The organism is Saonia sp. (assembly GCF_056326165.1).
In genome coordinates this window covers 122,911-136,484 of the sequence record NZ_JBWFBN010000001.1, presented here as the reverse complement: position 1 = coordinate 136,484, position 13,574 = coordinate 122,911, and the positions used below count along the sequence as shown (strand labels likewise).

Annotated in this window: 8 protein-coding genes; 4 read left to right on the top strand and 4 right to left on the bottom strand. The window is 36.6% G+C overall.

The genetic code is table 11. The features are described 5' to 3' along the window. On the bottom strand, positions 1-2,259 hold the full coding sequence (locus AC000W_RS00615) for a T9SS type B sorting domain-containing protein (RefSeq protein WP_474745159.1): 2,259 nt from the start codon (positions 2,257-2,259) through the stop codon (positions 1-3). A gap of 237 nt (positions 2,260-2,496) precedes the next feature. Here AC000W_RS00615 and AC000W_RS00610 point away from each other — a divergent pair, with 237 nt between their 5' ends. Continuing rightward, entirely contained in the window at positions 2,497-4,182 is a 1,686-nt protein-coding gene (locus AC000W_RS00610) for a glutamine--tRNA ligase/YqeY domain fusion protein (protein ID WP_474745158.1), read from the top strand. Positions 4,183-4,410: 228 nt separating this feature from the next. Here the strand turns inward: AC000W_RS00610 and AC000W_RS00605 are convergent, their stop codons facing one another. The 3 genes from AC000W_RS00605 to AC000W_RS00595 form a co-directional block, all read right to left on the bottom strand. Beyond that, the gene (locus AC000W_RS00605; protein WP_474745157.1) at positions 4,411-5,337 is read right to left on the bottom strand and encodes an SPFH domain-containing protein; all 927 of its coding nucleotides are present in this window, start codon (positions 5,335-5,337) and stop codon (positions 4,411-4,413) included. A gap of 93 nt (positions 5,338-5,430) precedes the next feature. Continuing rightward, the gene (gltX, locus tag AC000W_RS00600) at positions 5,431-6,933 is read right to left on the bottom strand and encodes a glutamate--tRNA ligase (RefSeq protein WP_474745155.1); all 1,503 of its coding nucleotides are present in this window, start codon (positions 6,931-6,933) and stop codon (positions 5,431-5,433) included. A gap of 58 nt (positions 6,934-6,991) precedes the next feature. Beyond that, the gene (locus AC000W_RS00595; RefSeq protein ID WP_474745154.1) at positions 6,992-7,492 is read right to left on the bottom strand and encodes an N-acetyltransferase family protein; all 501 of its coding nucleotides are present in this window, start codon (positions 7,490-7,492) and stop codon (positions 6,992-6,994) included. Positions 7,493-7,821: 329 nt separating this feature from the next. Here AC000W_RS00595 and AC000W_RS00590 point away from each other — a divergent pair, with 329 nt between their 5' ends. From AC000W_RS00590 to mnmG, 3 genes are read left to right on the top strand one after another with little or no spacing between them, the layout of a single operon-like run. Continuing rightward, positions 7,822-11,265: a hypothetical protein gene (locus tag AC000W_RS00590; RefSeq protein WP_474745152.1), complete on the top strand. Its 3,444-nt coding sequence runs from the start codon at positions 7,822-7,824 to the stop codon at positions 11,263-11,265. Continuing rightward, positions 11,258-11,683: an rRNA maturation RNase YbeY gene (ybeY, locus tag AC000W_RS00585; RefSeq protein ID WP_474745799.1), complete on the top strand. Its 426-nt coding sequence runs from the start codon at positions 11,258-11,260 to the stop codon at positions 11,681-11,683. The genes AC000W_RS00590 and ybeY overlap by 8 nt, the downstream gene beginning before the upstream one ends. A 1-nt stretch (position 11,684) precedes the next feature. Continuing rightward, entirely contained in the window at positions 11,685-13,553 is a 1,869-nt protein-coding gene (gene mnmG, locus AC000W_RS00580) for a tRNA uridine-5-carboxymethylaminomethyl(34) synthesis enzyme MnmG (protein WP_474745151.1), read from the top strand. The last annotated feature ends 21 nt before the right edge of the window (positions 13,554-13,574 follow it).

Below are 13,574 nucleotides of genomic sequence, written 5' to 3'. Positions count from 1 at the left end.
TTATCGTATGATAGTAACCGTGCCTTGTTTTAAGACCTCGTTTGCTCTTCTAATTTTATAAAAGAAAACTTCATTTTGTTTTGCAAATGCAGTTGTTGAAGAAGGCCAATTGTTTTGATAATTGGTTTCGTTTATCACTTCCTCTCCCTTTTCATTGTATATAGTTACTGTAACTTCTGAATCATTGGAATAGCTGTTAGGTAGTACCCATTGGTCATTAATACCATCGCCATTTACTGTAATAACATTTGGAACCTTAAATGTCTCCAAATAATCTACAGTCAAGTTTCTTGTAATATCACAGTTGCCTACACTAGCAATAAGAATGTAATCTCCCTCATCTGTAAATGTTACAGAATCTGAATTACTTAATAAATTATTCTCTGTATCTAACCAACGATACGCTGTACCACCAGTAGCTCTAACTACTTTGGAGCTTCCTTCTGGGAAAACAACCCTTTCAGGAGAATCCAATGTTATTAAGGAAGCGTCCAAAGGCGAAATAATTATTTCGTTTGATGTCAAGGGACATCCATTTCTTTGAACCACTAATTGATATGTTCCAGTCTCTGCTACCCTAAGTGTTTCATCTGTTGTACTTACACTAACACCATCTCTAAACCATTCAAAGCCTGCAGAAGCAAGGTCCGTTGAAGTACTTATATTAATAAGATCAGTTGTATTACAGCTAACAGTTCCACTACTTGTTATTGCTAGTGTTTCATTTACCAACAATTGCACGGGCAATGAGTTAGATGACGGGCTGTAGCTAGTTAAAGAGGCATCAAGCTCATAGCTTCCATTTTCAGAAATATCCGTAAGACTAATAGAATTAGAAGTTTGTCCCGAGATATCAGCACCATCTTTTTTCCATTGGTATGTAAAGCCAGACAATAAGTCTGTTGTAACATCTGTCTTGCTTCCGTCTCCTGCGACAGCATTTATTGTCGCAACCTCTAGAACAACACTGGTATTTGTACAAGACGTATAGACTGTTGCATAGTCTATCGCTATTTCAAATGAAGCTGGAGACACCACTGTAGTTTGTTCGGAATTTACCGTTGTAGAAGCACAGGCTCCACCACTTAGTGTAACCGCTGCATAATATACTCCAGCATCTGCAACATCAAGAGTACTGCTTGTGGCCCCGGTTATTTGTATACCGTCTTTATACCATTGATATAAAGGCGAACTAGCAGTTGTTGAAACACTTAATGTTTCTGTTTGACTAGGTAAAATCACTATGTTTTCTGGATTATCCCTTGTAACGGTAAAATCACCGGCATTTGTGATTGTGATTGGAGCAGAAACTTCTAAACAAGTTCCTGACCCATCAATTTCTACTGTATAATCACCTTCAAAACCAGCAACAGACGCATCAACAGTATAAGTATCATCATCTACGGTTGGAGAAGTGATGGCGACTCCGTCTTTATACCAAGTATATGTTAGTCCTTGGTCAATAATATTTGATTCTAAATCAACAGTCTCCCCAGAACACAGTGATGTTTTGGATGGATTGTTGATTGCTATTCCTAAACTTGCCCCAATAGTTATTTCTATTGTATTTGATAAAGTGTTGGCAGAGCCAGAGCAAGTGGATCCATAATCTACCTCAACGTAATACATTCCTGGAGTTGACACTGTTAATGAGGCGCCCTTCTCACTTAGGAGAGTTGAACTTTTATACCAATTATACTGATAGGTATTTGCGTTTGGAATGTTATGCGGCGCCAGAGTAGCAGAACTACCATCACAAAGCTGTATGGTTCCACCAGACGGGATGTTGCCATCTCCATTTGGGCTTATCAATAATGGTGAATCATAATCTATATAGTACATGGAAAAAGCATCAGATTCTGGACTTGTTAGCGCAGGGCTGGTACTTCTCACTCTAAATTTATAACCTTCTCCTCTAGTGTCTGTTGGAAGAGCAAATTGAAAATCAATATCAAAATCAGCATTTAACGTATTGTCGTTTACCAATTCAACTGGATTGGAAAAACTGCCGTTTGCGTCTGATAATTCCAATATGAATGCGTTGTCGCTATTTACCAATGGAGGATTCCAAGTAAAGTTTACAAAGTATTCGTTGAAGCTTGCTGAGGCACAAGCAGCGGTCCAGACTGAATTACCACCTAAATTTGGGTTGTCTGCAGGTTCGGGCTTATTTAAAGTTTGTGCATAAAGCGCATCTGCATTTCCAAAGAAGGAAAGCAATACAGTAAATAAGAAAATGTAATGTAGATTTGGTTTCATAGTGCATGTAGTTTTGGGGGATTACTACTCCGTTAGTACTTTATTTTTTGAGTTTTTTCTATAAAAACATTTACAAGACTTATACTCAACAACAAATATGGCATATAATTATACCCTAGGGAATTTATTGTTGTAGCACCATTTAATTATGTTGTGAAATGCTTTTATTCCATGGTATGTTCTTTTTTATCGATGAATAGCACCATTTTTCCTACATTTGCGCTATAATTCAATTGCATGGAAGAAGCTCCCAAATCACTCAATTTCATTGAGCATATTGTAGAAGAAGATTTAGAAACAGGTTTTCCAAAAGAAAAATTAAGATTTAGGTTTCCGCCAGAGCCAAACGGCTATTTGCATATAGGACATGCAAGCTCCATTTGTTTAAACTTTGGGCTTGGTCTTAGCTATGATTCTCCTGTAAATCTAAGATTTGATGATACCAATCCTGCGAAGGAAGAACAAGAGTATGTGGATGCTATTAAGGAGGATGTTAAGTGGCTTGGCTATGAGTGGGATAAGGAATGCTATGCCTCTGATTATTTTCAACAACTTTATGACTGGGCCATTAGCTTGATTAAAAGCAATTTAGCCTATGTTGACAGTCAATCTTCTGAAGAAATGGCAAAGCAAAAGGGAACACCAACGGAACCTGGGATTGATAGCCCGTATAGAAATCGTTCTGTTGAGGAAAATCTTGAGCTTTTTGAAAAGATGAAAAAAGGAGAGTTTGACGAAGGAACACACGTGTTAAGGGCAAAAATTGACATGAAATCTTCCAATATGTTAATGCGAGATCCCATTATATACCGTATTTTGCACAGAGCTCACCACAGAACAAATACCGATTGGTGTATTTATCCCATGTATGACTGGACACATGGTGAGAGCGATTATATTGAACAGGTTTCCCACTCTTTTTGCACGTTGGAATTTGCCATGCACAGAGAGTTGTACGACTGGTTTTTGGATCAGGTGTATGATGAAAACAAAGTACGGCCCAAACAACGTGAATTTGCAAGACGGAATTTTAGCCATACCGTTGTAAGCAAAAGAAAATTACTACAGTTGGTTGAAAACGGCATAGTAAAAGGATGGGACGACCCCAGAATGCCCACCATTTCTGGATTAAGAAGAAGAGGGTATACCCCGGAGTCCATAAAGAATTTTGCCAAGACCATTGGTATTGCCAAAAGGGACAACGTGGTAGATGTTTCCTTGTTGGAATTTAATGTAAGGGAACACCTTAATAAAATTTCGCCAAGGGTCATGGCGGTGCTGAATCCCGTTAAACTTGTAATTACCAACTATCCAGAAGGCCAAGAAGAATGGCTGGATGCAGAAAACAATCCAGAAGATGAAAGTGCAGGCACTAGAAAAGTTCCTTTTTCCAGAGAATTGTATATTGAAAAAGAAGATTTTAGAGAGGAAGCAAATAAAAAATTCTTTAGATTAAAGCTTGGAGGAGAAGTTAGACTTAAGAACGGCTATATTATTAAAGCCGAGAGCTGCACAAAAAATACCGATGGGAATATTATTGAAATCCAATGTACATACGACCCAAAAAGCAAGAGCGGCAGCGGAACGGAAGAAAGCTTAAGAAGGGTAAAGGGCACCTTGCACTGGGTTTCTATTGAACATGCTGTTCCTGCTGAAGTAAGATTGTACGACCGTTTATTTACAGATGAAACTCCGGATGCCCATAAGGACAAAGATTTTATGGAATTTATAAATCCCGACTCTTTAAAAGTAATTACAGGTTTTGTAGAACCAAGTTTAAAAGAGGCCAAAATTGGAGATAGATTTCAATTTCAACGCTTAGGTTACTTTAATATTGATTTGGATTCTTCTTCTGAAAAATTGGTTTTTAACAAAACGGTTGGTTTACGGGACACTTGGGCAAAAGTTCAGCAAAAGAACTAGCATAGAGGTTATTTATCAGTTAAAATATACCAATTGATATTTTCTATTATAACGAGCTTGTTTTAAGTTGTTTTCAGCAGGTTTTATAATTTCGGCTTCATTATTATTCGTAAAACAAAAATGGTGCTTTTAAGGGCGCTAATTTAAGTTTTAACAACTAAAAGCCTCCTTATGGTCTTTTTTATAGAACAAAAGGAGGCTTTAACAATAAAGAGTAAAAAAAGAAGCTTATTTTTTACCTTTCCCGTTTTGAGTTTTCATAGATTCCCCAATCATATTACTTGCTGTAAAAGAGGCAACCATATTATTTAACATATCACTACCGGCTTGTGGAGAATTCGGCAGTAATATTAAATTAGTGTTTGTTTCTTCACCAATTGATTGTAACGTATCATAATGTTGAGTAACTACAATAAGAGCAGAAGCTTCTTGGGAATTTATACCTACTTTATTCAATACTTCTACCGATTCTTCTAAACCTCTAGCAATTTCCCTTCGTTGATCCGCAATACCTTGCCCTTGCAATCTTTTGCTTTCTGCTTCGGCCTTTGCTTTTTCTACTATTAAGATACGAGCAGCATCACCTTCAAACTGAGCGGCAATTTTTTCACGCTCTGAAGCATTGATACGGTTCATGGCTTCTTTTACCTGAGCATCAGGGTCAATATCTGTAACAAGGGTTTTAATAATGTCGTACCCATAATCTAACATAGCTTCTTGTAATTCAGTTTTTACGGCAATTGCAATGTCATCTTTTTTTACGAAGACATCATCTAATTTCATTTTAGGGACTTCTGCCCTAACAACATCAAAGACATAAGAAGTTATTTGATCGTGGGGATATTCCAATTTATAGAAGGCCTCATAAACCTTGTCTTTTAGAACAACATATTGAACCGAGACCTTAAGCTTTACAAAAACATCGTCTAATGTTTTGGTCTCAACAATTACATCCAATTGTTGAATTTTAAGACCGACTTTGGCTGCTATTCGATCTATTAGCGGAATTTTCATGTGCAGTCCAGATGGCCGAATACTTTGGAATTTACCGAACCGCTCTATAATAACCGCTGTTTGTTGTTTTACAGTAAAAAAGGACGAAAGAAGAATCAATAGTCCAAAGAAAATTATTGGTATAAAAAAGAAGTTTCCCATGATGGTTAGATTTTAAGTTAATGGAATCAATTTACAAAACTCTGTACGATATTAGTAGTGTTTTATAAAAGAATGTTACAAACTTAACCTAACTTAAAGGGTTTCTATTGCCTTTTTAATACGGGAAAGACTTTCTTCTTTACCTATTAGTGAAAGAATATCGAAAATATGCGGGCCTTTCATATCACCTACAATTACCAGACGCAATGGAGGCATCACTTTTCCAAATGAAAGCTCTTTTTCTGCAATCCATGCTTTCACAATGTTTTCCACATTTTCAGAGGAAAAATCAGAAATTGGCTCTAAAACGGCGATTAATTGATTCATAATTTCGGCCGTCCCTTCTTTCCATTGTTTTTTGACGGCTTTTTCGCCATAAGAAGTTGGAGCAACAAAGAAGTAATCTGACAAACCCCAAAAGTCCGAAACAAAAGTTGCGCGCTCTTTAATTAAGGAAACCACTTTTTCTATATAGTTGTCTGGTCGAGCGGAGTCGAGACCTTTATGCTTTAAAACCTCAGAAAACAACCCTGCCAGCTCCCCATTACTTTTTTCTTGCAGATAATATTGATTGTACCATTTAGTCTTTTCTGAATCAAAACGCGCTCCAGACTTGTTCACTCGCTCTAATGAAAAGGCTTCAACCAATTCTAAAAGGCTAAAAATCTCTTGTTCCGTTCCAGGGTTCCAGCCTAACATGGCCAAGAAGTTAACAACGGCTTCTGGAAAATAACCAACCTCTTTATATCCGATTGATTCGTTCCAAGAAAGAGGAAAAATAGGGAACCCTAATTTGTCGCCATCCCTTTTACTTAACTTTCCTTTGCCTACGGGCTTCATAATCAATGGTAAATGAGCAAATTCTGGGGCTTCCCATCCAAAAGCATCGTATAAAAGTTGGTGCAAGGCCAAAGAAGGCAACCATTCCTCCCCACGGATAACATGGGTAATATCCATTAAATGGTCGTCCACAATGTTTGCAAGGTGATACGTGGGCATTCCATCACTTTTAAAAAGGACTTTGTCATCCAGAATATTGGTGTCAATTTCTATATCACCCCTGATAATATCCTTTAAATGAAGTTTTTCATCCTGAGGAGATTTAAACCGTACAACATAGTTTTCACCAGAATTTATTTTGTTTTGAACCTCTTCAGTTGATAATGAAAGTGAATTCACCAATTTTAACCGATTATGCCAGTTGTATATAAAAGTCTTGCCTTTTGCCTCATGGTCTTTTCTATGGAAATCTAGCTTTTCTGCAGTATCAAAAGCATAATAGGCCTTTCCTTTTGAAATAAGTTCATTTGCATATTGTTTGTACAAGTGTTTACGCTCGCTTTGTCTATAAGGCCCGTAATCACCCTCCTTGCTTGGCCCTTCATCAAATGGAATATTACACCAGTTTAGGGCATCAACAATGTACTGCTCTGCCCCTTCTACATATCGGTTTTGATCAGTATCCTCAATTCTTAGGATAAAATCACCATCATGCTTTTTGGCAAATAAATAGTTGAACAATGCAGTGCGAACACCACCTATATGAAGTGGGCCTGTAGGGCTGGGCGCAAAACGGACTCGTACTTTTTTACTCATTAAAGTATAATTTGGCGCAAAGATAATTTATGTAGCACAGATTTAATAGGGAATACTGCTATAAGTAGAGTTGCATAAAGATAAGATCTAACCATCTGTCAAATTTATAACCAACTTCATTAAAACGCCCCACCTCTTTAAACCCAAATTGCTCATGAAAACGGTAACTGCCTTTATTGTCAGCATCAACTCCGGCAATCATGGTGTGATATCCTTGAAGTTTGGCAAGAATAATTAGTTCCTGCATTAATAATTTGCCCACGCCTTGACCTCTAGACTCTGAGGAAACATAAATAGAATGTTCCACACTAAATTTATATGCTTCCCATGGCCGATAAATCCCAAAAGTTCCAAAGGCAATAACGGTTGATTCTTTTTCTGCTACCAAGATGGGCATTTTAGCCTCTTGCTTTGTATAAAACCATTGGGTTTGTTGGTTAAGCGTTCTTTCAACATAGTCATAGACCACGGTAGAATTCTTAATCTCATAATTTATGATTGTTAAGATTTCTGGCACATCTTCTATAATTGCGGGTCTTATTAATAGCTGGTTTAGCATCCTAGATTGGTTGTATAGAACAAATTTAATTCATATTGAAATAAAATTCATTAAACCGACCAACTAGTCGGCATTAAGTGTTTATCATGTAATAGGTACGATTCTCATAATAGACATGGGAAAGACAGATATCGATGAAATGCATTAATTCTGTTAAATTCATTATTTAAAAGGGAAACCATAAACCGATCGGTTTGTTTATTATCATCTTTTGGATACAATCCAATGGGCAGTTTGCGTTTAAATATATACCCACAATTGCTTTTTTAACGTTTTTTTGATGCCTCATTTTATTGGATGAGGTATCTTAGGATTAAATACGAGATTTTTTGAATAATTATAATGCCATATTAAATAAGCTGAATCTTTTTTCCAAGAAGTATTATACAAAAGTATTGCTTAAGGGAATTCTGCTTTTCCTTTCTTTTGGGCTTCTTTATTTTTTGGCAACCCTTGCTATTGAATATTTTTTGTGGCTGAATTCAACAGGTAGATTCATCCTGTTTTTACTCTTTATAGGCGTGGAGCTGTTTTTACTGTACAAATATATTGTAACACCCTTATTTTATCTTTTTAAGCTAAAACAAGGGATTGATAACAAACAAGCCTCTTTACTTATAGGGAAACATTTTCCAGAGGTAGAAGACAAACTTTTTAATTTATTGGACCTGGTCGAAAATACAGATAAGTCAGAATTGCTGCTGGCCAGTATAGAACAGCGTTCAATGAGCTTAAAACCTTTTCAGTTTAACAAGGCGATAGACTTTAGGGAGAATGTTAAATATGCCAAATACCTAATAATTCCGGCAATAATTTTATTGTTAATTGGTATATCTGGGAATTTGAGTTCTTTTTTCGGCAGCTATACACGGGTGGTCAATTATGATATGGCGTATGAACCACCAGCTCCCTTTACTTTTAAATTGTTTTCAACGGAATTTAATGCTTTGGAAAGTGAATCGTTCACTGTTCAACTATCTACCGAAGGCAAGGTTAAGCCAGAGCAGGTTTTTATTGTAATAGATGGTAAAGAGTTCCTTTTACAAGAAGAGAATGGTATATATAGCTATACTTTTTCTCCACCTTTGACCACAACGGACTTTCATTTTAATGCTAACGATATTGTGTCTAGGAATTATACATTGAAAGCACTTACGGTTCCATCTATTCAGAATTTTAATATGATTTTGAATTTCCCTAACTATACGAATAAACCTAATGAAACTCTTAAAGGCACAGGCAATGCTACCTTTCCAGAAGGCACACAAGTTACATGGCGGATTGCAGGTAATAACACGGATGAGATTAAATTTGTTGAGCAAGACACCCTAATATCTTTTGTTAAGTCCGATGAGGTGTTTCAATTATCAAAGAATATATATTCGGATGTGTCTTACCAAATAGCTACATCAAATACAAATGTTGATGAATATGAGAAGCTTGGGTATACTCTAAACGTTATAAAAGATAAGCACCCTAGCATTGAAGTTAATCAGGTAATAGATTCTTTAAACCCTAATGTGCTTTATTTTGTTGGAGACGTTTCGGATGATTATAAGGTTAGAACAATTGAGCTAGTCTGTTATTCCAATGAAACGGACAAACAAACCATAAAACTGGCAAGCCCAAATACTAGTTTTAATCAATTTTATTACACGTATCCTTCTGGACTTCAAATAGATACGGGGAAAAATTATAATTTTTATTTTCAAGCAACAGACAATGATGCCATACACAATGGAAAGACCACTAAAAGTAGAGTTTTTAACATGGCTTTGTTAGATTCTAATCAATTGAAAAACAACCAGTTAAAAAAACAAGAGAGCTTAATTGATAATTTGGACAGGTCTTTGGACAAGTTAAAGGAACAAAAGGAAATACTTAGCGATATTAACAAAGAGCAAAAGGAGAACACAGAACTTAACTTTAATGAAAAAAACCAAATAAAGGACTTTCTTAATAAGCAACAGCAACAAGAAAGCATGATGCAGAAATTTAGTAAGCAACTAAAGGAAAATTTGGACAAAGACCATGAAAATAATGAATTTAATCAATTATTGAAAGAGCGCTTGGAACGCCAGGAACTAGAGGCAAGAAAGAATGAAAAGCTGCTTGAGGAACTTAACAAAGTTGCTGATAAAATCAAAAAAGAAGAACTATCCAAAAAGCTCGAGGAGCTTGGAAAGCAACAACAAAACAGTGAACGTAGTCTGGATCAGCTTTTGCAATTGACAAAGCGTTATTACGTTACTGAGAAAGCAAGTCAACTAGCTAAAGAATTGGAATTGCTTTCCAAAGAACAGGAAAAGCTCTCCAAAGTAGAGACAGAAGAGTTTACACCGCAAAATCAAGAACAACTTAATGAAAATTTCAATACTATTTCTGATGAGTTGGATGAATTAAAAAAAGACAATCAGGAACTTAATAAACCATTGTCTTTGGACATAAGCAAACCCAAACAGGAAAGTGTAAAAAAGGACCAAGAAGAGGCTTTAGATGAGCTTAACATGAAAAAAGGTGACCAACAATTTTCAGGAGAAAACAATACCGCCGAACCTCAAAGTAAGGCATCTAAAAAACAAAAGTCTGCTGCTCAAAAAATGAAAGAGATGAGTGAATCCTTGCAGCAGTCTTCATCTGGCAGTAGTGATTCAGAAAACGCAGAAGATGCGGAAATGCTAAGGCAGATATTGGACAATTTGGTTACTTTTTCCTTTAAACAGGAAAATTTATATGATGAATTAAATGAAGCCGACATGGAAATTGCACAATTCTCTAACACGGTTAAGAAACAACAAGAACTTAGAGGATTGTTTGAGCATGTAGATGACAGTTTATTTGCTCTTTCGCTTAGAAGAGCCGAACTATCAGAATTTGTTAATGAACAAATTACGGAAGTATATTATAACATAGACAAAAGCCTTGCCAGTATTACCGACAATAAAATATACCAAGGAGTATCTTACCAGCAATATGTTTTGAATGCTTCTAACAGCTTGGCTGACTTCCTTGCCCATGTTTTGGACAATATGCAACAGAGTATGTCTTCTGGCTCTGGAAGTGGTAAGAGCCAGGGCGGTTTTCAATTGCCAGATATTATAAAAGGTCAAGGTGAGTTGCAGAAGAAGATGGGTGAGATGGGAAAATCTGAAGAATCTGGTTCTAAAGGAGAAAAGGAGGGGCAGTCTGGCGAAGGCAAAGAAGGGGATGGAAAAAAGAGTGGAGAAGGGGAATCTGGTCAAGAAGGTAGTCAAGGCAAAATTGGCAAAGGTGGTCAAGAAGGTAATAAAGGCAATAGCAAACAACAAGGAGGGGAGAATCAGGGAGGTTCAGGAGATGGACAGCCAAGTGAGCAGGAGTTACAGGAATTATACGAAATTTATAAAGAACAGCAACAGATTAGAGAACAGCTGGAGAATCAATTGCAGGATATGATTAACAATCAGGAAAGAGGGTTGGCTCAGAAACTCATTAGACAAATGGAGGATTTTGAAAATGATTTAATTGAAAATGGAATAACACAAAGAACCCTTAACAAAATGAATGTTATTCAGCATCAATTATTAAAATTGGAAAATGCAGCTTTAAAGCAAGGCATTAAAGAAGAGCGTAAAAGTGAGACAAACTACAATTCTTTTATAAACCCCGTTACTACCAGACCTGAGTTGCTTAAGGATTATCAAAATCAAATAGAGATTTTAAATAGACAAGCATTACCTTTGCAGCAAAATTTTCAAAACAAGGTACAGGTATATTTTAAGAATGATAATTAATTTTCATTACGAAACGGATTTCCAGTTACAGGATAAGAAAAGGCACGAGGATTGGATCCTTCATATTTTTGATGTAGAGAACAGTTTTTGTGGGGACATAAATTATATTTTTTGTGATGATTCTTATTTACTTGATGTTAATAAGAAGTATTTAAACCACGACACCTATACAGACATAATTACGTTTGATTATTCTGTGAACAACCTTATATCCAGCGATATTTTTATCTCAATCGAAAGAGTTAAGGAAAATGCTGAAACCCTTGATATTGAATTTAAAGAAGAATTGTTGAGGGTTATGTCTCACGGAATCCTACACCTTTTAGGGTTTAATGACAAAACTGATGCTGAGAAGGCTATTATGCGGCAAAAGGAGAATGAAATGATAAAATTGTTCCACGTGGAACATGACGACTAGTATGTTTGAAAAAGAATATGATGTAATTGTTGTTGGAGGAGGTCATGCAGGTGCGGAGGCAACAGCTGCCGCTGCCAATATGGGCTCTAAAACGCTTTTAATTACCATGAATTTGCAAACCATTGGGCAAATGTCATGCAACCCTGCTATGGGCGGTATTGCAAAAGGCCAAATTGTTAGGGAGATTGATGCTTTAGGCGGATATAGCGGGATTATTACAGACAAGTCTGCTATTCAATTCAAAATGCTTAACAAGTCTAAAGGACCTGCCATGTGGAGTCCTAGAGCTCAAAATGATAGAATGCGTTTTGCCGAAGAATGGAGATTGGCTTTGGAAGAAACTCCAAACGTTGATTTTTATCAAGAAATGGTTTCGGGGATATTGGTTGTAAAGGACAAAGTGGTCGGCGTTAGAACTTCTTTGGGAATTGACATTAAATCTAAGTCTGTAGTATTAACGAATGGCACTTTTTTAAATGGCCTTATACATATTGGCGAAAAACAATTTGGTGGGGGTAGAGCTGGCGAGAAAGCAGCTACTGGAATTACCGAACAATTGGTGGATTATGGTTTTGATAGCGGAAGAATGAAGACAGGAACTCCGCCAAGGGTGGATGGCCGTTCTTTGGACTACTCTGTTATGATACCGCAGCCGGGGGATGTTATACCTGAAAAATTCTCTTATACCAATACACTTCCTTTGACAACCCAAGTGGATTGTCATATGACACATACTAGTAGGACGGTTCACGATTTGTTGCGAGAAGGCTTTGATAGGTCACCTATGTTTAATGGCCGTATTAAAAGTATTGGGCCTAGGTATTGCCCTTCAATTGAAGATAAGATTAATCGATTTGCCGACAAGGATAGCCATCAGATATTTGTGGAACCAGAGGGCTGGAAAACGGTTGAAGTTTATGTCAATGGCTTTTCCACTTCGCTCCCAGAGGATGTACAATATAATGCGTTAAAATCTGTCAAAGGGTTTGAAAATGTAAAGTTCTTTAGGCCTGGATATGCCATTGAATATGATTATTTTCCACCTACCCAATTAAAACATACATTAGAAACTAAGGTGGTTGGCAATTTGTATTTTGCTGGTCAAATTAACGGAACCACAGGTTATGAAGAGGCAGCTTCGCAAGGATTAATGGCAGGAATTAATGCGCACCTAAAGATTAACGAAAAGGAGCCTTTTATTCTAAAAAGGGACGAGGCCTATATAGGGGTTTTAATTGATGACCTTATTACAAAAGGCACAGAGGAACCCTATAGAATGTTTACATCTAGAGCTGAATACAGAACGTTGTTGAGACAAGACAATGCTGATTTGCGTTTAACACCCATGAGTTATGAGATTGGATTGGCTAAAAAAGAACGCTTGATGAGAATGGAGGAGAAGCTTAAAAAATCTAATGAATTTATCCAATTTTTTAGAACTACAAGCGTATTGCCAGATGATATTAATCCAATATTAGAAAGTGTTTCTTCTGCCAAGGTAAAACAATCGGACAAGATGTTTAAGGTGTTTTCTAGGCCAAAAGTTACGATGGAACACATGCTTAAAATTGACTCTGTTTCTACTTTCGCAAAAGAAAACAAATTGGATAGAGAGGTGATGGAGCAGACTGAAATACAAGTAAAATATTCAGGATATATAAGTAAAGAAAAGAACAATGCGGACAAAATGCATCGTCTTGAGAATGTAAAAATCCCTGCAGATTTTGACTATGACAAATTAAAATCTTTGTCTTATGAAGCCCGCGAAAAACTCAACGCAATAAGACCTGTTACCATTTCCCAAGCATCAAGAATAAGTGGCGTTTCTCCAAGCGACATAAGCGTTCTATTGGTATTCATGGGGCGTTAGCAATGCGCTTGTTTGCCTAAT